This is a genomic window from Thalassobaculum fulvum, assembly GCF_014652915.1.
Classification (GTDB): Bacteria; Pseudomonadota; Alphaproteobacteria; order Thalassobaculales; family Thalassobaculaceae; genus Thalassobaculum_A; species Thalassobaculum_A fulvum.
This window is the reverse complement of record NZ_BMZS01000001.1, coordinates 147,718-172,753: the sequence shown is the minus strand read 5'-3', so window position 1 is coordinate 172,753 and position 25,036 is coordinate 147,718. Positions and strand designations below refer to the sequence as shown.

General features: G+C 73.3%; 18 protein-coding genes. 11 read left to right on the top strand and 7 right to left on the bottom strand.

Translation table 11 applies throughout. The features are described 5' to 3' along the window. The first annotated feature begins 101 nt into the window (after positions 1–101). The 3 genes from IE246_RS00770 (at position 102) to IE246_RS00760 (ending at position 4,574) form a co-directional block, all read left to right on the top strand. Positions 102–578 (top strand): hypothetical protein, encoded by a 477-nt coding sequence (locus IE246_RS00770; RefSeq protein ID WP_189986996.1) that lies wholly within the window; start codon positions 102–104, stop codon positions 576–578. 152 nt (positions 579–730) lie between these two features. Further along, positions 731–1,534 (top strand): hypothetical protein, encoded by an 804-nt coding sequence (locus IE246_RS00765; RefSeq protein ID WP_189986995.1) that lies wholly within the window; start codon positions 731–733, stop codon positions 1,532–1,534. Between the two features lie 94 nt (positions 1,535–1,628). Continuing rightward, the gene (locus IE246_RS00760; protein WP_189986994.1) at positions 1,629–4,574 is read left to right on the top strand and encodes an SEL1-like repeat protein; all 2,946 of its coding nucleotides are present in this window, start codon (positions 1,629–1,631) and stop codon (positions 4,572–4,574) included. Here IE246_RS00760 and IE246_RS00755 read toward each other — a convergent pair. The 3 genes from IE246_RS00755 to IE246_RS00745 are packed head-to-tail and all read right to left on the bottom strand — an operon-like array spanning position 4,563 to position 8,960. Then, the gene (locus IE246_RS00755; protein ID WP_229836176.1) at positions 4,563–5,522 is read right to left on the bottom strand and encodes a 4-(cytidine 5'-diphospho)-2-C-methyl-D-erythritol kinase; all 960 of its coding nucleotides are present in this window, start codon (positions 5,520–5,522) and stop codon (positions 4,563–4,565) included. The genes IE246_RS00760 and IE246_RS00755 overlap by 12 nt on opposite strands. Positions 5,523–5,526: 4 nt before the next feature. Continuing rightward, a complete protein-coding gene (locus tag IE246_RS00750) occupies positions 5,527–7,266 on the bottom strand; it encodes a tetratricopeptide repeat protein (protein ID WP_189986993.1) in 1,740 nt (579 codons plus the stop codon). Between the two features lie 53 nt (positions 7,267–7,319). Next, a complete protein-coding gene (locus IE246_RS00745) occupies positions 7,320–8,960 on the bottom strand; it encodes an electron transfer flavoprotein-ubiquinone oxidoreductase (RefSeq protein WP_189986992.1) in 1,641 nt (546 codons plus the stop codon). A gap of 173 nt (positions 8,961–9,133) precedes the next feature. Here IE246_RS00745 and IE246_RS00740 point away from each other — a divergent pair, with 173 nt between their 5' ends. The 3 genes from IE246_RS00740 to moaB all read left to right on the top strand — a co-directional run bounded on the left by IE246_RS00740 (position 9,134) and on the right by moaB (position 12,628). Next, positions 9,134–10,006, top strand: a complete 873-nt coding sequence (locus IE246_RS00740) for a uracil-DNA glycosylase (RefSeq protein WP_189986991.1) — start codon at positions 9,134–9,136, stop codon at positions 10,004–10,006. Positions 10,007–10,308: 302 nt separating this feature from the next. Further along, positions 10,309–12,090: a lytic transglycosylase domain-containing protein gene (locus IE246_RS00735; RefSeq protein ID WP_189986990.1), complete on the top strand. Its 1,782-nt coding sequence runs from the start codon at positions 10,309–10,311 to the stop codon at positions 12,088–12,090. Further along, positions 12,077–12,628: a molybdenum cofactor biosynthesis protein B gene (gene moaB / locus IE246_RS00730; RefSeq protein WP_189986989.1), complete on the top strand. Its 552-nt coding sequence runs from the start codon at positions 12,077–12,079 to the stop codon at positions 12,626–12,628. The genes IE246_RS00735 and moaB overlap by 14 nt, the downstream gene beginning before the upstream one ends. Positions 12,629–12,646: 18 nt before the next feature. On the opposite strand, the gene IE246_RS00725 is transcribed toward moaB, so the two are convergent. Then, on the bottom strand, positions 12,647–13,375 hold the full coding sequence (locus IE246_RS00725; RefSeq protein ID WP_189986988.1) for a glycosyltransferase family protein: 729 nt from the start codon (positions 13,373–13,375) through the stop codon (positions 12,647–12,649). A gap of 165 nt (positions 13,376–13,540) precedes the next feature. Between IE246_RS00725 and IE246_RS00720 the strand changes: the two genes are divergently transcribed. The 5 genes from IE246_RS00720 to IE246_RS00700 all read left to right on the top strand — a co-directional run bounded on the left by IE246_RS00720 (position 13,541) and on the right by IE246_RS00700 (position 18,108). Beyond that, positions 13,541–14,521 carry a phosphotransferase gene (locus IE246_RS00720; RefSeq protein ID WP_189986987.1) on the top strand — a complete coding sequence of 327 codons (981 nt, stop codon included), beginning with the start codon at positions 13,541–13,543 and terminating at the stop codon, positions 14,519–14,521. After that, positions 14,518–14,724 carry a DUF4169 family protein gene (locus tag IE246_RS00715; RefSeq protein ID WP_189986986.1) on the top strand — a complete coding sequence of 69 codons (207 nt, stop codon included), beginning with the start codon at positions 14,518–14,520 and terminating at the stop codon, positions 14,722–14,724. The genes IE246_RS00720 and IE246_RS00715 overlap by 4 nt, the downstream gene beginning before the upstream one ends. 56 nt (positions 14,725–14,780) lie before the next feature. Continuing rightward, on the top strand, positions 14,781–16,031 hold the full coding sequence (locus IE246_RS00710; protein WP_189986985.1) for a PA0069 family radical SAM protein: 1,251 nt from the start codon (positions 14,781–14,783) through the stop codon (positions 16,029–16,031). Positions 16,032–16,174: 143 nt separating this feature from the next. Then, the gene (gene rnhB / locus IE246_RS00705) at positions 16,175–16,849 is read left to right on the top strand and encodes a ribonuclease HII (protein WP_189986984.1); all 675 of its coding nucleotides are present in this window, start codon (positions 16,175–16,177) and stop codon (positions 16,847–16,849) included. A 146-nt stretch (positions 16,850–16,995) separates the two neighbouring features. Then, positions 16,996–18,108, top strand: coding sequence for a site-specific DNA-methyltransferase (locus IE246_RS00700; protein ID WP_189986983.1), 1,113 nt, complete (start codon positions 16,996–16,998; stop codon positions 18,106–18,108). 167 nt (positions 18,109–18,275) lie between these two features. Here IE246_RS00700 and IE246_RS00695 read toward each other — a convergent pair whose 3' ends face one another. Genes IE246_RS00695 through IE246_RS00685 form a run of 3 tightly spaced genes read right to left on the bottom strand, consistent with a single transcriptional unit; the run spans position 18,276 to position 24,947 of the window. Continuing rightward, entirely contained in the window at positions 18,276–19,583 is a 1,308-nt protein-coding gene (locus tag IE246_RS00695; protein ID WP_189986982.1) for an MFS transporter, read from the bottom strand. A 43-nt stretch (positions 19,584–19,626) separates the two neighbouring features. After that, positions 19,627–20,043, bottom strand: a complete 417-nt coding sequence (locus tag IE246_RS00690) for an STAS/SEC14 domain-containing protein (protein WP_189986981.1) — start codon at positions 20,041–20,043, stop codon at positions 19,627–19,629. Further along, positions 20,040–24,947: an NAD-glutamate dehydrogenase gene (locus IE246_RS00685; protein ID WP_189986980.1), complete on the bottom strand. Its 4,908-nt coding sequence runs from the start codon at positions 24,945–24,947 to the stop codon at positions 20,040–20,042. The genes IE246_RS00690 and IE246_RS00685 overlap by 4 nt, the downstream gene beginning before the upstream one ends. Positions 24,948–25,036: the final 89 nt, after the last annotated feature.

Sequence of the window (25,036 nt, the reverse complement as noted above, 5' to 3'; positions counted from 1 at the left end):
ACGCAGGACGCCGGTCCGCGGCAAGCGCCGGATCACCGGATGCGCCCGATGGGCGGAGCCGTTACAATGCGCCGATTCGCAGCCACGAGAGGAACCGAGGGTTGGCTCGGCGCGATGGCAAGGCCCGCATGCCCTGGAGCGTCAAAGGGGTGAGCGCCGAGGCGCGCGAGCTCGCCAAGTCGGCGACCGCGCGCGAGGGCGACACCATGGGGCAGTGGCTGAGCGACGTGATCCGTCGGGTCGGGGCCGCCCAGGCCGCCGGCCGGCCGGTCGGCGTGGCCCACCACCGCCGCAGCGTACCGGCGGTCGGAGCGCCAGGGCCCGGCGGGCGCTCGGCAACCGGCGGCACGGTGCCGGCGGCCGCGCCCCGGCCGGCCGCCGGGCCGGCGGACTCGGTCGACGAGGAGGTGCTGGCGACCCTGATCGCCGAGCGCGTCGAGCGCAGCGAGACCCGGCTGGTCGGGCTGCTGCATTCGCTGGAGGACATCGTCGGCCGGCTGGCCGATCGCCTCGATCACCTGGAGCGCACCCTCGACGACGCCGACCGCGGTCCAGCCCGCTCGCTGCCCCCGAGATGACCGGTCTTAACGACGGGGTACCCCCGGCGATTCCGGCTCTGCCGGCTGCTTGTGGACAATTCGCGAAAATCCCATATAATCCGGTCGCCCCCGTGGTCATACCCGCGGTTTGACTGGGGATGATCTGACAAACGGGTGACGAGCCGCCCCGGATGCCCGAGGGAGACTTCATGACCGGCGCCTCGCCGTGGAGCGTCAAAGGTATCTCCGCCGAGGAGCGCGAACTCGCCAAGCAGGCGGCCCGTCGGGCCGGCGTGCCGATCGGTCAGTGGCTGTCTCGCCAGATCCGCGAGGCCGCCGAGATGGAGCGATCCGGCCGGCCAGCCGGCGAGACCCGCTTCGGGCATCCGCAACCGGGATGGCGGGACGGGGACGGCCGGGCAACGGGGCAGTCTGGCCCGAGCCCGACGGCGGCGGCCTGGCGCAGCGCCCTGTCTGCCCCGCCGATGGCTGCCCCGCCGATGGCCGCCCCGCCGATGGCCCCAGAGATGGCGCACCCGGCGCCGGTGCAATACGCCCCCCCGCCACCGCCTGCGGCGGCCCGTCCGCAACCGCCGGCCGTCGAGCCGGCGCGGGTACGCGACCTGGAACGCCGGGTTCAGGAGCTGCGCGACCTCGAAACCCGGCTCGCCGCGGTGGAGAAGCTCGAACGCCGGATCGGCGCGGTGGCGGCGGAGCTGAGTGCCCTGGGCGCCCGCATCGAGGACGTCGAGAAGCGGATCGACAGCCAGGCGGCGGCGGTTTCGCGCGAGATCAAGGCGCTCGGCGAGGACGTCGAGGAGTTGCGGTCGCAGCCCGTCGGCGGCGGTGATGCGGTCGGCTCGATCGCGGCCAGCACCGCGCCGATCGAACGGGCGGTGATGCGGCTGGCCGAGCGGCTGCAGCGGGTCGAGGAACTGACCCTGCCGGAGGAACGTGCCGGGCGCGGCCTGTTCGCCCGTCTGTTCCGCCGCTGACCGGCCGGCGCCCGGCACTACAGCCGCCCCGCGCTTTGAATAACGGCGCTACCGTCCTATACTAGCGGCGCTACCCCGTCAGCGAGGAGTCGGTGTGTCCCGGCACGGAACCGCTTGGAGCGTCAAGGGAGTCGACCAGGCGACCCGCGATATCGCCCGGCGGGCGTCGCAGGCCGCCGGGCTGACCATCGGCGAATGGATCGACCAGGCGATCCGCGCCGACGCCGAGGCCCGAGGCGAGCTCGTGACCGAGCCGGAGCCGTCGTCGCCGGTCCCGGGACCCGCCGGGCCGGGGCGGGTGTCGTTGGCGACGGTCGATGCGCTGGCCGCCCGGCTCGACGCCGCGGACGCCCGGTTCGACGCCGCGATGCGGCCGGTCGCCTACGCCCTGCACGACATCGCCGAGCGGCTGGTCACCCTGGAGCGGCGCGCGGCCGAGCACCGGCTGCAGACACCGGAGGCGGCCCCCGGCGCCTTGGAGGACCGACGGCCGGAGCCGGTCGACGACATGGTCTGGCCGGCTCCGGCGGTCCGGACCCCGATCCCCGGGCCGGCCGTCGCCGAGGACCGTCCGGCGGCCGAAACCCCGCCCGCGGAGCCCGCCGCCGACGCTCCGCCGGCGGAACCGGCTCCCGACGCCCCGCCGGTGGAGCGACGGCCGCTGCCGGATGCCCCGCCCGCCGACTGGGAGCCGGTGGTCTGGATCCGCCGTGCCGATCTGGCGCGCGAAGCCGAGGCGATCCGGGCCCGGGCGCCGGGCCGGGCGGAGCCCACCGCGGCGACGGAGGATGCCGGCTCGACGCCCCCGGACGAGCCGGAAGCCGTCGAACCGCCGCGGCCCGCCGAGCCGGGCGCCGAGCCGGGCCGTCACGACGCCGAGGCGGGCCCCGAGCCGATCCGGGAGCCGGTTCGCGAGCCTGGAGAGCCGCCCCGGGAACCGGTGATCGGCCACGACCACGACGTGATCCGGTTCGACGAGCTTGCGGGACCGCCGCCGGAAGCCGCGCCGCAAGCCGCGCCGGAGCCGGCCGCCGGGCCGACGCCGGCCCGCCCCGAGCCGGTACCGCCGACCGGCGACCTGCCCGCCGATCCCGCGTTCGGCGGCATCGCCCCGGCCTGGTTGACCCGGCCGCGGGACGAGCCGGCCGTCGTCGCCGACACCGCCGGAGAAACCGACGGCCAGACCCCGGAGCGCCCTGCGGAGGGGAGTCCCGAAGAGATCCCCGGGAAGGAGCTCGCCGGGGAGGAGCTGGCCGGGGAGGAGCTGGCCGGGAGGGAACTGACCGGCGAAGAGACGGCGGGCGAAGAGACGGTCGGCGAAGAGACGGCGGTCGAGGAGCCCACCGGCGCCCGGGCGGCACCGGCGACCGGAACCGAAGCGGCCGAGCCGGAACCCGAGGCCGCAGTCGTCTCCGAGCCGGCGCCGGACATCGAGCCGATGCCGGAGCCGCGGGCCACGCCCGGGGCCCGTCAGGTCCATGCCGACGGCGGCATTCCGTTGCGCCGCCGGGTCGCGCCCCGGCCGCGCCGCTGGCCCTGGGTGGCAGCGGCCGGCATCGCGTTGGTCGTCGGAGCGCCGGCGGCCTGGTGGTTTGCCACCGGCGGCGGCACGCCGACCGCCGACGCCGTCCGGAGCCGCCTGGAAAGCAGCGGCGGCCGGCTGCTGGCAGGCGCCGACACGGCCTACCGGGTCGCGCGGACGGAACTCGAGGCGCTGATGGGGCAGGTGCTTCCGGCGCAGCCGGTACCCAGCGGGCCGGTACCCAGCGAGCCGGGGCCCAGCGAGCCGGGGCCCAGCGAGCCGGTTGCGGCCGGACCCGTGGCCGCTCCGGCCCAGTCCGAGCCGCCCGCACCCACCGAAGCCGGACCGCCGGCTCCCGCGACGGTCGAGGCCGAGCCGCCCGCCCTGGAACGGCCCGCCCTGGAGCCGCCCGCCCTGGAATCGCCCGTGCCGGGGCCGGTTGCGCAGGCACCGGTTGCGCAGGCGCCCGTCGAACCGCCGGCGGCGCAGTCGCCGGCTGCACAAGCCCCGGCCGCGCAAGCCCCGGCCGCGCAAGCCCCGGCCGCACAGCCCCCGGCCGCGCCTCCTCCGGAGCCGCGGCGGCCGCGGGCGACCCTGCCGACGACTGCCGCCCCCGCGGTGGCACCGCCGCCGGCGCCCCCCCCGGCGCCCCCGCTGTCGGCCCCGCAACCGGCCCCGTCGCCTTCGAGCTCCGAGCAACCGGCCGGACCGCCATCCGACCGACAGGTCGCCGCGGTCGCGCCCGGCGGACCCGCGGCCGGCGAGCCGGAGATCGAGACCCTGCAGGCCGAGGCGCGGAGCGGCGATCCCCGGGCGCAGTACCGGCTGGCGAGCAGGCTGGTCGCGGCCGATCCGCCGGACTACGCGCAGGCGGCGAACTGGTTCCGCGAGTCGGCGATCCAGGGCGTGCCGAACGCCCAGTACAATCTCGGGGTGCTGTACGAGCGCGGGCTGGGGGTGCCGCAGGACGACACCCGGGCGCTGCTCTGGTATCACAGCGCCGCCGAGCAGGGTCACCCGCTCGCCCAGTACAATCTCGGGGTGCTGTATTCCGCCGGCCGCGGCATCCCGCTGTCCTACGCCGAGGCGGCCCGCTGGTTCGAGCGCGCCGCCGAGCGCGGGGTCCCGGCCGCGGTCTACAACCTCGCCGTCCTGACCGAAGGCGGGCTGGGCGTGACGCGCGATCCGGCCGAGGCCGAGCGGCTGCTGCGTCGGGCCGCCGAGCTCGGCCATCCGGCGGCGATGGCGCGGCTGAAGGCCGGCGGGACCGCCGCCGACTCCGGCACCCTGGCGGATACCGCCAGCACGGTGTCCGACGGCGCGGTGGCCGACGACGTGGTGCAGATCCAGCGCGGCCTGGCCCGGCTCGGCCTGTATGACGGCCCGGTCGACGGGATCGCCGGACCGCGTACCCGCGAGGCCATCACGCGGTATCAGGAGCGCGAGGGGCTGCCGGCCACCGGATTGCCGTCGATCGGGCTGAAGCTGCGCCTGATGCCCAAGGAGTCAGGCGGTTAAGGGCGCCACCGGTCGCCGCTCCAGCCGGGTGTCGATCCCGGCGGCGCGCAGCACGCCGGCCCGCACCCACCAGCCGGGCCGGCGGTCCTGAAGCGCCGCGGCGGCGACGGTGGCGGCAGCCCCGTCGTCGAACAGCCCGAAGACCGCGGAACCGCTGCCGGACATGCGGGCGAGCCGGCAGCCGTCGAGGCCGCCGACGGCGGCGATCGCCTCGGCGATCGCCGGCTCGACCGCACAGGCCGCCCCGGTCAGGTCGTTGCGGAGCTCGGCGAGCGCCGAGAGCGGGTCGGTGGCGAGGTGCTCCAGCACGCGCTCCGGCACCGCCGGCCCGAACCCGCCGGAGCGGGCCCGGAACACCGCCGGCGTGGCGACCGCGCGGCCCGGCCAGACCAGCACCACCGGCAGGTCGCGGCCGAGCGCGACGGGCTGCAGCCGTTCGCCGATGCCGCGCGCCCGCCAGGGCCGCGGCTCCAGGCACATCGGCACATCGGCGCCGAGGCCGACCGTGTTCCGGCGCAACCGGGCACCCAGCGGCCGCCCCGTCAGCCGCGACAGCGCCCGCAGGGCGGCTGCCGCATCGCTCGACCCGCCGCCGAGCCCGGCGCCGGCCGGCAGGCGTTTGTCGACGGTCAGGCGGACCGCCCGGAGCTCGCCGGCCTCGCGTCCCCACAGGGCCGCGGCCCGCCACACGAGGTTGTCGACCGCGGCCGGCACTACCGGTGCGGTCATACCTTTCCCGACCGGCATCAACCCACTTGAAACACGCAGGAAAATACCGTCTACCGCGGGTTCGACCGAGACCGTGTCGCCCGAGACCGTGTCGCCGAGCTCGGCGAACGCCACCACCGTGTCCAGCCGGTGGTAGCCGTCGGGCCGCCGCCCGGTGACGTGCAGGCACAGGTTGACCTTGGCAGGCGCCAGCTCGACGACCACCCCCGGGGCGGCCACCGGTTCAGCCGGGCTTGCGGCCGCCACGCTCGGCGGTCCCGGTGCCGAGGCTGCCGGCCGGCCCGTCCTGGTGCTTCGGCAGGCCCTCCCGGAGCTTGCGCTCGATGTCGGCGGCGAGTTCGGGCGAGGGATCGAAGGTCAGGGCGCGCTGCCACTGGAACCGCGCCTCGGCGCGGCGGCCGACCCGCCAGTAGGCGTCGCCCAGGTGATCGTTGATGGTCGGGTCGGTCGGCCGCAGCTCGACGGCGCGTTCCAGGTGGGTGACCGCGCCGGCGTGGTCGCCCAGCCGGTACAGTGCCCAGCCCAGGCTGTCGACGATGTAGCCGTCGCGCGGCCGCAGCGACACCGCCTTCTCGATCATCGCCTTGGCCCGGTCCAGGTTCTCGCCGCGATCGACCCAGGAGTAGCCGAGATAGTTCAGCACGTAGGGCTGGTCCGGCCGCAGCTCGAGGGCGCGCAGAAAGTCGCGTTCGGCGTCGCCCCAGCGCTTGGCGCGCTCGAGCGCGATGCCGCGGGTGTACAGCACCGACCAGTGCCGGGTCTCCAGCGGACCCATGCGCTTGAGGGCGCGGTCGTAGGCGTCGATCGCCGCCTGCCAGTTCTCGCGGCCGCGTTCCAGGTCGCCGAGCCGGATCAGCGGGTCGGCCAGTTCCGGCCGCTCGCCGGCCAGTGCCTCCAGGCGCCGGGCGGCGTCGTCGTCGCGGTCCAGCCCCTCGAGGCTGCTGGCGGCGCGCAGCTGGGCCAGCAGCCGGTACGGCGACCCCGCCGGCACCGCGTCGTACATGGCCAGCGCCTCCTCGTAGCGCTGGCGGTCGTCGAGGATCTCGGCGACCAGCAGGGCGGCCAGGTCGAACTCCGGCTGCAGCCGCAGGGCGAGCCGGGCGAAGATCATGGCCGAATCGGATCCGCGGTCGCGCTGCAGGGCGCTGGCCAGGTCGAACAGGGCCTCGGCCATACCGGCGGCGGCGGTCGGGGCGCGCGGATCGCCGCCCTCGGCGAGGCGCCGCAGCATGGCCTTCAGGCCGGCCGGGTCGCTGACTCCGCCCTCGGACGCGTCGATCCGGCGCAGCGCCGCGTCGAGCCGGCCGTTGCGGGCTTCGAACCGGGCCGCCGCCAGCCGCAGCCGCAACGGCGGGGTCTGGCTCTGCGCCAGGGCCTGGGCGTAGCGCTCCGCGGCCTCGTCGATGCGTCCGGCGGCCTCGGCCAGCATGGCGGCGTGCAGGGTGTACAGGCCGGCGAAGCCGTCGTCGCCGGCGAGCCTGGAAAGCCGGCGTTCGGCGGCCTCCACGTCGCCGCGGCCGAACTCGGCCCAGGCCGCCAGGATCGGCCCGAGAGCGCGGTTCAGCCGGGTGTCCTCGAGCCGGCCGACCTCGGCGAGGGTGCGGGCGTAGTCGTCCCGGCGGGCCGCCTCGATCGCCAGGAACAGCCGCGCCATCGACGCGCCGTCGCCGGCGCCGGCCGCCAGTTCGCCGGCCAGCGGCGCGGCGTCGTCCAGGCGCCCGGCCTCCAGCCGCAGCAGGAACGCCCGCCGCCGCAGGGCCGGATTGGCCGGATCGTGCTCCAGGACCCGGTCGAAGTACCGGCTGGCGGCGCTGATGTCCTCGATACGCACGGCGTGCTGGCCGGCGAGGTAGGCGCCGGCCGCGGACGACAGCTCGGGCGCGAGCGGGGCATCGGGATTGGCGCCGTCGGCGGCCGGGCCCGCGGCACAGGCGCCGAGGGTCGCCGCAAGCAGCACCGCCATAGCCTGCAGGTCGAAACGGCGGCTACGGGGCCTGAAGTGACGCACTCTGAACCTCACATGTTGGGATAGACCGGGCCACCCCCGCCTTCCGGCACCACCCAGTTGATGTTCTGCGACGGGTCCTTGATGTCGCAGGTCTTGCAGTGCACGCAGTTCTGCGCGTTGATCTGCAGCCGCGGATTGCCGCCATCGTCGTCGCGCACGATCTCATATACGCCGGCCGGGCAATACCGCTGTTCCGGGGCGTCGTAGATCGCGAGATTGTGCTCGACCGGCACCGCCGGGTCCTTCAGCGTCAGGTGCGCCGGCTGGTTCTCCTCGTGGTTGGTGTTCGAGAGGAACACCGAGGACAGCCGGTCGAAGCTCACGACGCCGTCCGGCTTCGGATAGTCGATCGGAACGCACTGCGCCGCCGGCCGCAGGCTGTCGTGGTCGGCATGGTGGTGCAGGGTCCACGGCGCCCGACCGCGGAACAGGAAGGTGTCGACCGCCGAGTAGGCGATGCCGGCGAACAGCCCGAGATGGAAGGCCGGGCGGATGTTGCGGGCGCGGTAGAGCTCGTCCCAGACCCAGGACCGCTTCAGCTTCTCGGGATAGGCGTCGAGCACGGCCCCGGCCCCGGCGCTGCCGTCCTTCAGGGCCTCGAACGCCGCCTCGGCCGCCAGCATGCCGGACTTCATGGCGGTGTGGCTGCCCTTGATCTTCGGCACGTTCAGGAAGCCGGCCGAGCAGCCGATGATGGCACCGCCCGGAAACACCAGCTCCGGGATCGACTGGAAGCCGCCCTCGTTCAGGGCCCGTGCGCCGTAGGCGATGCGCCGGCCGCCTTCCAGCAGCGGCCGCACCGAGGGGTGCTGCTTGAAGCGCTGGAACTCCTCGAACGGCGACAGGAACGGGTTCTTGTAGTCGAGCCCGACCACGAAGCCGATCGCCACCTGGTTGTCCTCCAGGTGGTACAGGAACGAGCCGCCGTAGGTCTCGCCGTCGAGCGGCCAGCCGACCGAGTGGACGATGGTGCCGGGCTTGTGCTTGGCGGGGTCGACCTCCCACAGCTCCTTCAGGCCGATGCCGAAGGTCTGCGGGTCGCAGTCCCGGCGCAGATCGAAGCGCTCGAACAGGCCCTTGGTCAGCGAGCCGCGCACCCCCTCGGCGAACAGCGTGACCTTGGCGTGCAGCTCCATGCCCGGCTGGTAGTTGGCGGTCTTCTCGCCGTCCTTGCCGATGCCCATGTCGCCGGTGGCGACGCCCTTGACGCTGCCGTCCTCGTTGTACAGCACCTCGGCGGCGGCGAACCCCGGGTAGATCTCGACCCCGAGCGCCTCGGCCTGCTCGCCGAGCCAGCGGCAGACGTTGCCCAGGCTGACGATGTAGTTGCCGTGGTTGTTCATCTGCGGCGGCGTCGGCAGCCGGTAGGCGCCGGTCTTCGTCAGGTAGACGAACCGGTCGACGGCCGCCGGCGTGTTCAGCGGGGCGCCGCGCTCCTTCCAGTCCGGGAACAGCTCGTCCAGGGCGCGCGGCTCGATCACCGCGCCGGAGAGGATGTGCGCGCCGACCTCCGCGCCCTTCTCGAGGACCACCACCGCCAGGTCGGTGCCCGCCTCGGCGCAGAGCTGCTTCAGCCGGATCGCGGCCGCCAGGCCCGACGGCCCGGCCCCGACGATCACGACATCGCACTCCATCGACTCGCGCTCCATCCGCCTCGCTCCTCCTGGTCGCCTGCTCCGCTTCCGGCCATCGCCATGGTCCGACGGGCCATGACCTGTCATATATCACGCATGTGCCATGATCCAGGGGCAGCACCCGGCGCGAAGGCCGGATTTCACGCCGTGGCACGGCCGCTCCGACCCGGCGACGGGAGGGCCCGGCCGTGACCGACCGGCATGCCGTCGCCCGCGCCCTGCTGGCCTGGTACCTCGACGCCGGGGTCGACGAGGCGATCGGCCCCGAGCCGGTGGACCGGTTCGCCGCCGCCGCCCGGCCGGCCGCCGAACCGGCGACCACCCGGGACGGTTCCGGTCCGGTTCCGCCCGTGCGGCCGGCGGGTCCGCAGCCGGGCCACGCCCGGCCCGTAGCGGCGCCACGCGCCACCGCGGCGGCGGTCGACGGTCCGGCCGGAGCCGCCCGCACGGCGGCCGCCGCCGCGGCCTCGCTCGAGGAGCTGCACGCCGCGCTGCTGGCGTTCGACGGCTGCGGGCTGAAGGTCACCGCCACCAACACCGTGTTCGCCGACGGGGTGCCCGGGGCGCCGGTGATGATCGTCGGCGAGGCGCCGGGTGCCGACGAGGACCGGGCCGGCAAGCCGTTCGTCGGGGTCAGCGGGCAGCTGCTCGACCGGATGCTGGCGAGCATCGGCCTCGACCGCGGGCGCAACGTCTACATCAGCAACGTCCTGCCGTGGCGGCCGCCGGGCAACCGCAACCCGACCGAGGGCGAGATGGCGGCGTGCCTGCCGTTCATCCGGCGCCACATCGAGCTGGCGGCGCCCAAGGTGCTGGTCCTGGTCGGCGGCACCTCCGCCAAGACCCTGCTCGACCGCAGCGAGGGCATCACCCGGCTGCGCGGCCGCTGGTTCGACTGGCAGGGTCCGTCCGGCGGTCCGGCGATCCCGGCGGTGGCCACCTACCACCCGGCCTACCTGCTGCGCTCGCCGGGCCAGAAGGCCAGTGCCTGGAAGGATCTGCTGGCGCTCAAGCGGCGGTTGACAGAGGCCGGAACCGATCTCTCGGGCCGGCCCGAATGATCGCGTCGGACGGCCTTGTCGCGGGATCAGATTTGATCGTTTCGTGAACGACTTGCGATCGAATCGATCGTTTCGGCCGATATGCGCGCACGACGCACGACTTATCCACATCTTTGGCCGTTTCGTGCTGCCCCGGCGGCTTGTCTCAGGCGAGGAATTATCCTAGTTGTGGATGCATGCTCCCGCCACATTTTAGACATATTTGGCGATTGCCCGCCCGGGCGTTCCGAGGAGCGTTTCTCGGGGTCCTGGCCGCGACGTGCCTGGCCGCGGGTGACGGCGGCACGGCGCATGCCCAGGATGTGGCCCGGCAGCTGGCCGCGAACGAGCCGTCGCGGCCGAGCGCCGAGACCGCGTTCCTCGCGCCCGGCCTGCGGAACCTCGACCCCCGGGCGCCGACCGAGCCGTTGCCGCGGGTGCTCTCGGAGGCCGATGTCCGGCGCTACAAGGACGTCTTCAGGCTGCAGGACGAGGGCAAGCTGCGCGCGGCCGACCGGCTGATCCGCGCCATCGAGGACCGCCTCCTGATGGGTCACGTGCTGGCCCAGCGCTACCTGCACCCGACCGCTTACCGGTCGAGCTGGCGCGACCTGCGGGGCTGGCTCGCCCTCTATGCCGACCACCCGGACGCCGACCGCATCCATCGGCTGGCGATGAAGCGCAAGCCGTCGGGGGCCCCGGCCCCGACCGCACCGACCTCCGGCTATCTCGGCGGCAACGGTGCCGACCACGTGGTCGACGTCACCCTCTACGTCTCGCCGCGCCAGCGCAGCGCCGCCGAGAAGGCGGCGATCCGCAATCTCAAGCGCGACCTGCGCCGGCTGGTGACGCGCGGCCGCCCGTCGGCTGCCCTCGGCCGGCTGTCGCGGAAGGACGCCCGCGACCTGCTCGATCCGGTCGAGTTCGCCGACCAGCGCGGCAAGATCGCCAACGGCTACTTCGTCATGGGCAAGGACGAGGAGGCGCTGCGGCTGGCGTCGGCGAGCGCCCAGGAGGCCGGCAAGGTGGTGCCCTGGGTGCACTGGACCGCCGGCCTGGCGGCCTGGCGGCTCGGCCAGGTCGAGACCGCGACCGGACACTTCCAGGCCCTGGCGATGGCCGACCGGGCCTCGCGCATGCTGCGGGCGGCCGGCGCCTACTGGGCCTCGCGCGGGCTGCTGCAGCAGGAGCGGCCTGCCGAGGCGACCCGCTGGCTGGCGCGGGCGGCGCAGTTCCCGCTGACGTTCTACGGCCTGCTCGGCCGGCGGGCGCTCGGCGTCGAAGTGCCGTTCGACTGGTCGCTGCCGCGGGTGACGGTCGCCAAGACCACCGCGCTGGCGGCCCATGACGGCGGCCGCCGGGCGTTCGCGCTGATGCAGGTCGGGCAGGCCGAGCGGGCCGAGAAGGAATGGCGCAAGCTGTTCCCGAGGCTCGACGAGTCGCTGCGCGAGCCGCTGATGACGATCGCCGCGCGCAATGACATGCCGGGGCTGGCGATCCGGCTCGCCGGCATCATCCGGGTGTCGACCGGGCGGACCTACCACGCCGCCCTGTTCCCGCTGCCGAGCTGGATGCCGCAGGACGGGTTCGAGATCGACCGGGCGCTGATCTACGGGATCATCCGCCAGGAATCCGGCTTCGACACCCGCGCCCGCTCGGCCCGCGGTGCCCGCGGCCTGATGCAGCTGATGCCGAAGACCGCCAACTACGTCGACGAGGACGACGAGCTGGACAACCGGCACGAGCTCTACGTGCCCGAGCTGAACCTCGCGCTCGGCCAGCGCTACATCGCGCATCTGCTCGACCTCGACCGGGTCGAGGGCGACATGTTCCGGCTGCTGGCCGCCTACAACGCCGGGCCGGGCAACCTCGGCAAGTGGTCGAAGCGGGTCGACTACCGCGACGACCCGCTGCTGTTCATCGAATCGATCCCGTCGCGCGAGACCCGCGAGTACATCGAGAAGGTGCTCGCCAACGTCTGGGTCTACCGCTTCCGCCTGGGCCAGCCGGTGCCGTCGCTCGATCAGGTGGCGGCCGGCGACTGGCCGCGCTACGAATCGGCCGATCGATCCTCCGGCCCGGTGGTGCGAGATGCCCGGTATTGACGAGTCCCGACCCTTCGTTCCCGTTCACATCGCCGTCCTGACCGTCTCCGACAGCCGCACGTCGGAGACCGACCGGTCCGGCGACACCCTGGTGCAGCGCCTGACGGCGGCCGGCCACGTGCTGGCCGACCGGGCGATCGTCAAGGACGAGGTCCCGGCGATCGTCGAGCGGCTGCACGGCTGGATCGCCGACGACGGCGTCGAGGTGGTGATCGCCACCGGCGGCACCGGCGTGACCGGCCGCGACGTCACCCCCGAGGCCTTCGAGCAGGTCTACGAGAAGCGCATCGAGGGCTTCGGCGAGCTGTTCCGCTGGCTGAGCTTCCAGAAGATCGGCACCTCGACCATCCAGTCGCGCGCGACCGCCGGGGTGGCGCGCGGGACCTACCTGTTCGCGCTGCCGGGTTCGACCGGTGCCTGCAAGGACGCCTGGGACGACATCCTGGTGCACCAGCTCGACTTCCGGTACCGGCCCTGCAACTTCGTCGAGATCCTGCCGCGCCTGCGCGAGCACGAGGGCGCCCGCGGCAAGGTCTGAGCGGCCGGTTCGCCCGACTCAGTCGCCCAGCCGCTGCAGCCAGCGCGGCGGCACCCGCAGCAGGAACAGCAGCAGCCGCAGCGCGCCGCCGATCCAGGCGCCGGCGCCGGTCGCCGGCCGTACCCGGGCCGCCACGTCGAACAGCGTCAGCCGGCCGAGCCCGAGCCGGCGGGCCACGACCAGATCCTCGCCGCGTTCCAGGTCCGGCACGCCGCCGATATGCACCAGGAAGCGCCGACGGATCACCAGGCCCTGGGCGCCGCTCGGCAGGCCGAGCCAGCGGTTGCGGAACCGCACCGCGCGCTCGGCCCAGCGCGCCCCGGCGCCTTCGCATTCGGCCCGGTAGGCGTAGACCGCGCCGCGCTCGCGGTTGCGCTCCTCGTGGGCGAACACCATCAGGGTGGCGTCCCAGCCGGGCTCCAGCACGGTTCCCGGCCGCAGCAGCAGCAGCCATTCGGCGGTGGCGGCCTTGGCGCCGGCGGCGGACCGGGCGCCACGCGATCCCGCCACCGGCAGGATTCGGGCCCCGGCCGCCGCGGCGACGGCGCGAACCGCCGGCGAATCGGTGTCGTCGACCACCAGGAGCTCCAGCTCGATGCCGCGCCGCGCCGCACTCTGCAGTGCCGTCAGGGTGGCGGCCAGCCGGTTGCCATCGCTATCGCCGCCGCCGTCGGCCGGAACCACCACCGCCAGCGACAGCCGGCGCGAGCCGGGCGGGCCGACCGCCGCCGCGCTGTCGGTCCGCATCGCCCGCGGGCGGGGCAGGACGGGCCTCGGACCGGCTGAACTCCTCGGGGGCATGCGTGGGCTCGGGTGCTGTGCTACGGGATGCCGATGGTAGACGATCGTTCCTCTCGCAGCGCCCCCTCTCGCAGCGCCCCCTCGCGTGCCGCCGTCGCGGCCGCACTCGGTGTGCCGGTCGACCGACTGGCGGTGACGCCGCTGCCCGGCCGGGTGCACGACCACTGGCCGCTGCAGGATGCCGGCGGCCCGCTGCTGGTGCGGGTTCCGAAGCTGAGCCATCTCGGCCTGTCGCCGCGGGCCGCGCTGATCTACGAGGCGCAGGCCTTCCGGCGCGCCGCACCCGGCGGCACCACGCCGCGCCTGCACCGGATCCTGCGGGTCTCACCGGGGCTGCCGTGGGGGGCGCTGGTGGTCGACGCGATCGACGGCCGGCCGCCGCGCCTGCCCGACGACCTGCCGGCGATCGGTCGGGCGCTGGCCGGGGTGCACGCCCTGCCGGTGCCGCCGCCGTCGCGCCGCCGGCCGCTGCTGGACCCGGCCGATCCGGTCGGCTACCTGCTCGGCGTCGTCCGCGACCAGCTCGAGCCGGTGCGCGGGCGCCTGGGATCCGAGGCGCGCCGCCTGCTGGAGGCCGAAGCGGAAGCGGCCCGCGCCGCCGTCCCGCCGGCGCGGCCGGCGCCGCGGCTGACCCTGGCCGACACCCACCCGGGCAATTTCCGGGTCCGCGCCGACGGCCGGGCGGTCATGGTCGACGTCGAGCGCCCGGTCTACGACAGCCCGGCGGTCGATCTCGCGCATGCCAGCCTGCCGACCTCGCTGGCCTGGGACCCGGCGGTGACCGGCACCGCCGGCCGCGCCGACGTGGTTCGGTTCCACACCGCCTGGGCGGCGGCGGTGCCGCGCGAGCTGGCGGCGGCGGTCCGCGGCGTGGTGCTGGTCTACCGGCGGCTGGTCTGGCTGCGCACCACCAGCTGGGCCTGTGCCTGGGCGGCCCGCAACGACCTGGCGGCCGCCCTGGAATCGCCGGATCCCGCGACCGCCGGCCTGGCGCGGCGGCTTGCGCGCTTCGTCGATCCTGGGATGATGGAGGCGGCCCGGGGCGAGTGGACCGGGACCGGGGCGTTCACCGCGGAGGAGCTGATCCCGTGAGCGGCAACATCGTCAACCTGAGAACGTTCCGCAAGCGTAAGGAGCGCGCGGAGCGCGAGGCCGAGGCGACGGCGAACCGGGCCCTGCACGGCCGGACCAAGGGCGAGCGGCGGCTCGAGGACACCCGGCGCGACGCCGCCGACCGGGCCCATGACGGCCGCCGGCTGGATCCCGGCGACGACGGGCCGTCGACCGGTCGGTAGCCCGATCCCGGCGTGATGTTCTTGATTCGTTCTCGCTTCGGCGCTACCGTCGGCGCATGTCCCGTGCCCGGTCCCGCGCTGCCGATCCGCTGGAGGTGTTCGCCGACGAGTTCGCGCAGGACGCCCCTGCCGACGAGTTCGCCTGCCCGGACGCGGACGACGGGCCGGTCCGGTTCGCCGAGCCGCCGAGCGACACGATCGCACCGGTCGCCCGCAAGGGGCGCGGTGCGGTATCCAACCGGGTCGGCCGGTTCGAGCCCTACGCCCGCGAGCGGGTCGACGACGGCTGGACGCCGCCGCCGGGCCAGGCGGGTTCCCGCAATCCGGACCCGCTGGAACCGGGAGAGCCGAAGCTGCGGACCACGGTGGCGATCGACGCCAGCCGCACGGTGATCGCCCGCAACCAGTCGCCGGACGTGCCGTTCGACCGCTCGATCAACCCGTACCGCGGCTGCGAGCACGGCTGCATCTACTGCTTCGCCCGGCCGACCCACGCCTTCCTCGGGCTGTCGCCCGGGCTCGACTTCGAGACCAGGCTGCTGGCCAAGCCGGACGCGCCGGCGCTGCTGCGCAAGGAACTGGCCCGACCGGGCTACGAGTGCGCGCCGATCGCTATGGGCACCAACACCGACCCCTACCAGCCGGTCGAGCGCGAGATGAAGATCACCCGCGGCATCCTGGAGGTGCTGGCGGAACACGACCACCCGGTGACGATCGTCACCAAGTCCGACCTGGTCGTCCGCGACCTCGACATCCTGGGGCCGATGGCGGCCAGGGGGCTCGCCAAGGTCGGGGTGTCGGTCACCACCCTCGACCGGGAGCTGGCGCGCAAGCTCGAGCCGCGGGCGGCCCGCCCGGACAAGCGGCTGGCGGCGATCCGCGCCTGCACGGCGGCCGGCGTGCCGGCCGCGGTGATGGTCGCCCCGGTGATCCCGGCGGTGAACGACCACGAGATCGAGCCGATCCTGGAGGCGGCGGCCGCGGCCGGCGCCGACTCCGCGGCCTGGATCCTGCTCCGCCTGCCGCTGGAGATCGCCGACCTGATCGAGGAGTTCCTGCGCAGCCATTTCCCGGACCGGGCCGACCGGGTGCTGTCGCTGGTCCGCCAGACCCGCGGTGGCCGGCTGTACCGCGCCGAGTGGGGCAGGCGGATGCGCGGCGACGGCCCGTACGCCCAGATGATCGCCCAGCGCTTCCGGACGGCCTGCGGTCGCCTCGGCCTGGCCGGCCGGACCGGCGGGCTCGACACCAGCCGGTTCCGGGCGCCGACTCCGCCGCGCACCCAGCTCTCGCTGTTCGGGGACTGACGGGCGGTAGCCGCATGGGTCGACTCGTGTATGAACACCTGGGCATATCTGCTTGAAAAACAACGACACGGCTGGTAGCACCGGAGCCGACGCGAATAACTCCATTCGCAGTTGAATCAGCGCCGTTCCGGGCCGGAGCCGCCATGCCGCCTGCCGCCAGACCCCGCTCCCCCACGGTTCGCGCCACCGATGCGCTGGAGCGGTCGGCGGGTGCCTACGACGGCGCGCTGGTGATCGGCGTCGACGAGGTCGGCCGCGGCCCGTGGGCCGGACCGGTGGTGGCGGCGGCGGCGGTGCTCGAGCTGGCGGCGCTGCCGGCCGCGGCGGCGGCGCTGATCGCCGACTCCAAGGCGCTGTCGGCATCGCGGCGGCTGGCGGCCCGGGCGGCGTTCGCGCCGCACGCCCGGATCGCCCTCGGCCGGGCCGATGTCGCCGAGATCGATGCGATCAACATCCTGCAGGCCTCGATGCTGGCGATGCGCCGCGCGGTCGACGGGCTGCTGGCCGACCTGCCGCGCCCGCCCGACCTGATCCTGGTCGATGGCAACCGGCTGCCGGACTGGCCGTGGCCGGGCCGCGCGGTGGTCGGGGGCGACGCCACCTGCCTGTCGATCGCGGCGGCCGCGATCGCCGCCAAGATCGCCCGCGACGCCGAGATGACGGCCCTGGCCGGGCGCCATCCCGGTTACGGCTGGGAGCGCAACGCCGGCTACGGCACCCGCGAGCACCGGGACGGGCTGCGCCGGCTCGGCCCGACCGAACACCACCGCCGAAGCTTCGCACCGATCCGCGCCCTGCTCGGACCGGACGCCCAATGAGGGGGTTGTCGGAGAGTCCTACCGCAATATCTTGGGTCATACCGGCAACCCATTGACTCTATTTATGGATTCGTCGCTGAACCGTTGACCGCTTCCGGCGGTCGTGCGATTCTCCGTCCCTCGGTCTTGGCACGGGGCGGGGAAACATGACGGATGGTGGACGCCTTCCGGTCGGGCGGATTCTGATCGGCGACTGCATCGAGGAACTGCGCGCGCTGCCGGATCGCAGCGTCGATCTGGTGTTCGCTGATCCGCCCTACAACCTGCAGCTCGGCGGCGAGCTGCTGCGCCCGAACAACACCCGGGTCGACGGCGTCGACGACGCCTGGGACCGGTTCGGCGGGTTCGAGGCCTACGACAAGTTCTGCCGGGCCTGGCTGGCGGAATGCCGGCGGGTGCTGAAGGACACCGGCACGCTGTGGGTGATCGGCAGCTACCACAACATCTTCCGGGTTGGCGCCATCGTGCAGGACCTGGGGTTCTGGATCCTGAACGACGTGGTCTGGCGCAAGGCCAACCCGATGCCGAACTTCCGCGGCAAGCGCTTCACCAACGCCCACGAGACCCTGATCTGGGCGGCCCGCAGCGAGGACAGCCGGCGCTACACCTTCAACTACGACGCCATGAAGGCGCTGAACGACGATCAGCAGATGCGCTCGGACTGGTTCCTGCCGCTGTGCACCGGCGCCGAGCGCCTGAAGGCAGAGGACGGCAGCAAGGCGCACCCGACCCAGAAGCCGGAGAGCCTGCTGGCCCGGGTGCTGCTGGCCGCCAGCCGGCCGGGCGACGTGGTGCTCGACCCGTTCTTCGGTACCGGCACCACCGGCGCGGTCGCCAAGCGGCTCGGCCGGCGCTGGATCGGCATCGAGCGCGATTCCGGCTATGCCGCAGTCGCCAGGCGGCGGATCGCCGAGGTCGAGGCGGTCGACGACCCGCTGGCGCTGGCCCTTGCCAACCGCCGCGAGCAGCCGCGGGTGCCGTTCGGCCGGCTGATCGAGGAAGGACTGATCCGGCCCGGCGAGGTGCTGTTCGACTCGCGCCGGCGCTGGTTCGCCAAGGTGCGGGCCGACGGCCACCTGATCAGCGACGACCACAAGGGCTCGATCCACAGCGTCGGCGCCGCCGTGCAGGGCGCGCCGGCCTGCAACGGCTGGATGTTCTGGCACGCCGAGCGCAAGGGCATGCCGGTGGCGATCGACGTGTTCCGCCAGCAGCTCCGGGCCGCCGGCGAGGCCCCGGCGGCAAGGGTCGGGGCGTAGGGCTCGAACACGCTTCCGGCCCGTCGCTTCGCGGGTTCCGGCTCTCCGCGACGGTGTCGCTACGGCCGGAATGACGACAGGATCGGAGGACTACTCCCTCCTGTTCGTCATTCCGGAGCGGACCGTCGGAGACGGGACGCATCCGGAACCCACGAAGCGACGGGCGCCTAATCGTCCGCCGCCGCCGGCTCCCTGACCGTGCGCAGCAGCAGCAGTCCGGCCGCCAGGAACACCAGGATGGTCGCCATGCCGGCGCGCTGGCTGTCGAACGCCAGGGTCGCCCAGCCCAGCACCAGCGGGCCGGCGAAGTTGGTCGCCTTGCCGGACAGCGCGAACAGCCCGAAGGTCTCGGCCCGCCGGTCGGCCGGCGCCAGCCGGGCCATCAGGGTGCGGCTGGCGGCCTGGACCGGGCCCATGAACGTGCCCATCGCCATGCCGGCGACCCAGAACCAGCTCTTGTCGGGCGCCACCAGGGCCAGGGCGCCGAACAGCATCAGCCCGGCGAGCGCCGCCTGGATGGTCCGCTTCGGCCCGACCCGGTCGTCGATCCAGCCGAACGCCACCGCCCCGGCCCCGGCCGTCAGGTTGAGGGCGATTCCGAACACGATGATCTCGGAGAAATCCATGCCGAAGGTACCGGCGGCGTAGATCCCGCCGAAGGTGAACAGGGTGGTCAGCCCGTCGGCGTACAGCATGCGGGCCACCAGGAACCGCGCCACCGGGCTGCGCGCATCGAGGCCGCGCAGGGTGGCGGCGAGCTGTCTCAGCCCGCCGGCGACCGCCTTGCGCATCGACTCCCCGCTCCGGGCCTCGGCATCCGGCACCAGCAGGAACGCCGGCAGCGCGAACACCGCGAACCACACCGCGACCAGCAGCACCGTGGCCCGCACCGGCTCGGCGGCGGCCGGGTCCAGGCCGAACGGCGGCGGATCGGCCTGCACCAGGGCGAACAGGGCGGTCACCAGGCAGGCCAGGCCGCCGGCATAGCCGACCCCCCAGCCGATCCCGGAGATCCGGCCCATGCGGTCCGGCGGCGCCACCGCCGGGAGCTGGGCGTTGTAGAACACCCCGGCGAACTCGAAGGCCAGGGTGGCGACCACCACCAGCGCCAGCGCCCGCGGCACGTCGGCCGGGTCCGGCCGCACGGTCCACAGCGCGGCGGTCGCCACGATGCAGATCATGGTGAAGCCGACCAGCCACGGCCGGCGCCGCCCGGTGCGGTCGGCGATCGCCCCAAGCACCGGGCTCAGGACCGCGATCCACACGGCGGCGATCGCCGTCGCGTTGCCCCACAGGTAGGTACCCTCGGTCTCGCTCGCCGCCACGCCCTTGGTGAAATAGGCGGCGAACACGAAGGTCGTGATCACGGTCGGGAACGCCGAGTTCGCCCAGTCGTACAGGCACCAGCCGGCGATCCGGGCGACGCCGGTCGCGGCCGGCCGGCCGTCTTGCGTGCCGCTGCCGGCGTCGGTCATCGTCGACGCCCCCGCGGGAGCGGTGCCGTGCCGTCCGGGCCCGTCACGGCCGTCCGATCCAGTGGCGGGCATCCGCCGGCTCGTCGAAGCAACGGATTCGCCGGCCGCGGTAGTCGAGCACGAACGCACTGGCCAGCATCGCGACCCAGTTGTCGGTCGTCACGATGGCGATCCGCAGGCCGCGATCGCGGCCGCACGCATACTCGCGCCAGCGCCGGGCGATTTCGCGAAGCGCCGACCAGGACCAGCCGCCCTCGCTGGTCAGTTCCCGAGCATCGACCAGGGTATGACAGGCGATCACCTCGGGGTGCTCGTGCCAGATCCGCGGGATCGACGCCAGCAGGTCGTCGTCGGTGACGCCGCCGCGGCACGTCACCGTCAGCACGGAACGCTCCTGGTCGACGTGCCACGCCAGCCGCTCGCCGGCTGCGAACCGGCGTCGCTCGGAGTCCTCGCTCACCGGGCGAGCAGGCTGCGCATCTGGCCGTTGGCGACGGCCAGCATGGCGAGGTCGACCTGGTCGGTGCCGCGGATGTCGGCCAGCAGCCGGTCGGTCCGGTCGACGCCGTCACGCCGCCCGGCGGCCCAGGCCGCGATCGCGCCGTCCGGCCCGTTGCCGGCCTGCTTGCGGCGCTTGCGGCCGGTACCCTCGCCGGCGCCCTCGTCCTCGCCGGTGCTCTCGGCCGCCCGCGCCAGAACGTCCTGCGCCAGCACGCTCTGGTGCAGGAAGAAGTCGTCGATCAGGGCGTCGACCGCCAGCTTCTGCCAGTGGGTGTTGGCGGTCAGCTCGCCGGCCTTCTCGCGCAGCCAGTCCAGCGCAAAGCGGGCGCCGACGCCGAAATACACCGCCGCCACCGTCCCGACCGGCTGCCCGGACGACGCCGCCAGCCGCACCACGTCGCAGGCCGAGGCCAGCACGTCGAGCGAGGCGATGGCGTGGGCCAGATCCGGCGGCACGCCCTTGTCGGCGAACCGCTTGGCGGCCGCCGCGAGCTGGTCGCGGTCGCGCGGGCCGAGCACGTCGGCGAGGCAGGCCTTGAGCTCGGCGATGCTCGGCCCGAACTCCGCCACATGGCCGGCGATGTCCAGCGGTTGCCGGCCGTTGCGCAGGAACCACTCGGTCAGCCGCTCGACCAGCGCCTGGATCTCCAGCAGCATCGCGGTCTGCAGCGCCGCCGGGACCTTGTTGTCGAGGCTCTCGATGCCGCTCCACAGTGCGCGCAGCTCGAACACGTCGCGCACGATCGCATAGGCGCGGGCGATGCTGGACGGCGTCGCCCCGGTCTGCTCCTGCATGGCGTTGACGAACGCCGCGCCGACCCGGTTGATCATCGAGTTGGTCACCGAGGTGGCGATGATCTCGCGGCGCAGCCGGTGGTCCCGAATCGCGTCGGCGTGCCTCTCGCGCAGCCGTGCCGGGAAGTACAGCGCCAGATCGGCGCCGAGCTGCGGGTCGTCCGGCAGGTCGCTGTCCAGCAGTTCGTCGTACAGCGCCATCTTGGCGTAGGCGAGCAGGACCGCCATCTCCGGCCGGGTCAGCCCGGCGCCGCTGGCCGCCCGCTCGGCCAGGGTCTCGTCGTCCGGCAGGAACTCGATCGCGCGGTTGAGCTTGAGGTGGCCGCGCTCCAGCTCGCGGATCAGCCAGGACTGGGCGTCCAGCATGTCGACGGCGCGCGAGGCCGCGATCGACAGCGCCTGGGTCTGGTCGTAGTTGTCGCGCAGCACCAGCTGGGCGACGTCGTCGGTCATCGCCTCCAGCAGGTTGTCGCGCTGCTTCAGCGTCATGTCGCCGGCGGCCACCACCGAGCCCAGCAGGATCTTGATGTTGACCTCGTGGTCCGAGCAGTCGACGCCGGCCGAGTTGTCGATGGCGTCGGTGTTGAGGCGGCCGCCGCGCAACGCGAACTCGATGCGGCCGCGCTGGGTGACGCCGAGGTTGGCGCCCTCGCCGACCACCTTGGCCCGGAGCTGCCGGGCGTCGATCCGGACCGCGTCGTTGGCCCGGTCGCCGGCCTCGGCCGCGGTCTCGCGCGACGCCTTGACGTAGGTGCCGATGCCGCCGAACCACAGCAGATCGACCGGGGCCGCCAGCATCGCCCTTATCAGGTCGTTCGGGGTGATGCGGTCGACGTTCAGGCCGAAGGCCGCCTTGATCTCGGGGGTCAGCTTGATCGACTTGGCGCTGCGCTCGAACACGCCGCCGCCCTTGGAGATCAGCTTGGCGTCGTAGTCGGCCCAGGTCGAGCGCGGCAGGTCGAACATCCGCTTGCGCTCGGCCCAGCTCTTGGCCGGGTCGGGGTCCGGGTCGACGAACACGTGCAGGTGGTTGAACGCGCCGATCAGCCGGATGTGCCTGGACAGCAGCATGCCGTTGCCGAACACGTCGCCGGACATGTCGCCGACGCCGATCACGCTGAAATCCTCGCTCTGGATGTCGCGGCCGAGCTCGCGGAAGTGCCGCTTGACGGATTCCCACGCGCCGCGGGCGGTGATGCCCATCTTCTTGTGGTCGTAGCCGGCCGAGCCGCCCGACGCGAACGCATCGTCCAGCCAGAACCCGTAGTCCTGGCTGACCCCGTTGGCGATGTCCGAGAAGGTCGCGGTGCCCTTGTCGGCGGCGACCACCAGGTAGGGATCGTCGTCGTCGTAGCGCACTACGCGCGCCGGCGGCACCACGTCGCTGCCCTGGATGTTGTCGGTGATGTCCAGCATCCCGCGCATCAGGATCTTGTAGCACTCGATGCCCTCGGCCTGGACCTCCTCGCGGCCGCCGCCGGCCGGCGGATGCTTGACCACGAAGCCGCCCTTGGAGCCGACCGGCACGATCACCGCGTTCTTGACCTGCTGGGCCTTCATCAGGCCGAGGATCTCGGTCCGGAAGTCCTCGCGCCGGTCCGACCAGCGGATGCCGCCGCGCGCCACTTTGCCGCCGCGCAGGTGCACCGCCTCGACCCGCGGCGAATACACCCAGATCTCGACATGCGGCCGCGGCAGCGGCAGCTCGTCGACCGCCCGGCTGTCGAGCTTGATCGACAGGTAATCCTTGGGCCGGCCGTCGGCGGCCGGCTGGAAGTAGTTGGTGCGCAGGGTCGACTGGATCAGGTTCAGGAACCGCCGCAGGATGCGGTCCTGGTCGAGGTTCGCGACCCGCTCCAGGCCCTCCTCGATCGCCACCGTCAGCTCGCGGCAGCGGGCCACCCGCTGGCCGAGATCGCGGTCGGGGTCGAACCGGGCGATGAACAGCCGGGCCAGGCGGCGGGCGATCTTCGGGTTCGCCCGCAGCGTCTCTTCCATGTAGTCCTGGGAGAACGTGAAGGCGGCCTGCCGCAGGTACTTCGCGTAGGCCCGCACAACCGTGACCTCGCGCCAGTTGAGGCCGGCGCCCAGCACCAGGGCATTGAAGCCGTCGTTCTCCATACGGCGCTTCCACACCGCCGCGAAGGCCTCCTGGAACGGCTGCTTGATCTCGCCGAGGTCGATCCCGCCGCCGGACCGCAGCCGCATGGCGAAGTCGTGGATCCAGACCCCGTCCGGGCAGTCGCGCACGCCCATCTCGAACGGCACTTCCGACAGCACCCGCACGCCCATGTTCTCGAGCATCGGCATGACGTCGGACAGCGGCACCGGCGAGCCGCGGTGGAACAGCTTGAGGTGCAGCACGTCCTCGTCGGCCCCGACCGGCCGGTACAGGTTCATGCCGAGGTCGCCGTCGGCGCCGAGCTCCTCCATCCGGTCGATGTCGAAGATCGCGGCGTGTGCCGTGTAGGATTCGCGGTAGCTGGTCGGGAAGGCCTGCCCGTAGCGGCGGAACAGCTTGTTGGCGGCTTCCTCCCCGCGGGTCTCGACCAGCGCGTCGTGCAGCTTGTCGGGCCAGGACCGGCCGGCGTCGACCAGCCGCTCCAGCAGGTCGTCGACGTCGACCTCCGGCACCTCGCCGCGGGTGGTCGCGATGATGAACTGCAGGCGTGCCAGCACCGAGTCCGACATCTGGGTGTAGAAGGCCGAGGTCTGGCCGTTGAACGCCCGTTCCAGGATGTCCTGGAAGACCAGCCGGAGCTGGGTGTTGTAGTGATCGCGCGGGACGTAGACCAGCACCGACACGAAGCGCTCGAAGGCGTCCCGGCGCACGAACACCGCGGTCTTCTGGCGTTCCTGCAGGTGCAGCACGCCGATCGCGATGTCGTACAGCTCGTCCTCGCCGGCCTGGAACAGCTCGTCGCGCGGGAACGTCTCCAGGATGTTGACCAGCGCCTTGCCGTCGTGGCTGGCCGGGCGGAAGCCGGCCCGCTCCACCAGCTTGGCGACCCGCTGCCGGAGCAGCGGGATCTCCTTCGGGCTCTGGTTGTAGGCGACCGAGGTGAACAGGCCGAGGAACCGGTGCTCGCCGACCACCTTGCCCTTCTCGATGATCTTGACGGTGATCGAGTCGAGCGGCACCGGCCGGTGCACGGTCGAGGCCCGGTTGGCCTTCATGATCAGCAGCAGGGTCGGGCTGAGCAGGAACTCGCGGACTTCCGGCGGCAGCTTGCCGAGCTCCCGCATGCCGTCGAACACCTGAACCTCCGGCGACCGCAGGATGCCGAGGCCGGTGCCCGCGGTCACCTCCATCTGCGCCTTGCTGCCGCTGCCGACATAGTCGTACCGGCGGTAGCCGAGGAAGGTGTAGTGATTGTCCTCGAGCCAGCGCAGGAAGGCGCAGACCTCCGCGACGTCGCCCCCGGACATGGTCGACGGCGGGGCCTTCTCGACCCCGGCGATGACGTCGAGCATGGTCTGGCGCATGGCCCGCCAGTCCTCGACCGCGGCGCGCACGTCGGACAGCACCGCCAGCAGGGTCGTCTGGATCTCCTCGAGCGCCCGGGCGGAGGTCTGCTCGGACACCTGCAGGTGCATGAAGGACTCGGCGACCGCCCCGGCTTCGGCGGTCTCCGACTCCGCCAGCGCCGTGGTGATGCCCTTGGCGTCGCGGGTGACCCGGAGGATCGGATGGATGACCAGGTGCACGGTCAGGTCCATCGTGGTGAGCGCGGCGGTCACCGAATCCACCAGGAACGGCATGTCGTCGTTGACGATCTCGATGACCGTGTGGGTCGACTGCCAGCCGACCTCCTCGAAGCGCGGATTGTAGACCCGCACCTTGGGGGTGCCGGGCGCGCGCTCGCGGCCGAACCCCCAGACCGTGATGGCGGCGCCGAACAGGTCCTCGGCCTCCTCCTCCACCAGGTCCTGCGGTGCCACGTTGGCGTAGAACTGGCGCAGGAAGCGCTCCGCCATGCCGGCCTTCGCCTCCGGGAGCCGCTCGTGGACCAGGGCGACGGCCGCCTCGATCTTCTCGCTCTTCTGGGTCTCGTTCCTGGCGCGCATGTGTCCTCCCCCCGGCGTCTTGCTGCGCCGATCGCACTCCCGGCGAGGGTATCGCAAAGCCGAAACCCAAGAAAGCGGCGGAAGTCTTA

Bases quoted from the DNA above. Each gene is read 5' to 3' on its own strand.
- IE246_RS00710 (WP_189986985.1), top strand. From the start codon at position 14,781: ATGTCCCGTGCCCGGTCCCGCGCTGCCGATCCGCTGGAGGTGTTCGCC.
- rnhB (WP_189986984.1), top strand. From the start codon at position 16,175: ATGCCGCCTGCCGCCAGACCCCGCTCCCCCACGGTTCGCGCCACCGAT.
- IE246_RS00685 (WP_189986980.1), bottom strand. From the start codon at position 24,947: ATGCGCGCCAGGAACGAGACCCAGAAGAGCGAGAAGATCGAGGCGGCC.
- moaB (WP_189986989.1), top strand. From the start codon at position 12,077: ATGCCCGGTATTGACGAGTCCCGACCCTTCGTTCCCGTTCACATCGCC.
- IE246_RS00700 (WP_189986983.1), top strand. From the start codon at position 16,996: ATGACGGATGGTGGACGCCTTCCGGTCGGGCGGATTCTGATCGGCGAC.
- IE246_RS00725 (WP_189986988.1), bottom strand. From the start codon at position 13,375: ATGCGGACCGACAGCGCGGCGGCGGTCGGCCCGCCCGGCTCGCGCCGG.
- IE246_RS00695 (WP_189986982.1), bottom strand. From the start codon at position 19,583: ATGACCGACGCCGGCAGCGGCACGCAAGACGGCCGGCCGGCCGCGACC.
- IE246_RS00750 (WP_189986993.1), bottom strand. From the start codon at position 7,266: ATGGCGGTGCTGCTTGCGGCGACCCTCGGCGCCTGTGCCGCGGGCCCG.
- IE246_RS00765 (WP_189986995.1), top strand. From the start codon at position 731: ATGCCCGAGGGAGACTTCATGACCGGCGCCTCGCCGTGGAGCGTCAAA.
- IE246_RS00745 (WP_189986992.1), bottom strand. From the start codon at position 8,960: ATGGAGCGCGAGTCGATGGAGTGCGATGTCGTGATCGTCGGGGCCGGG.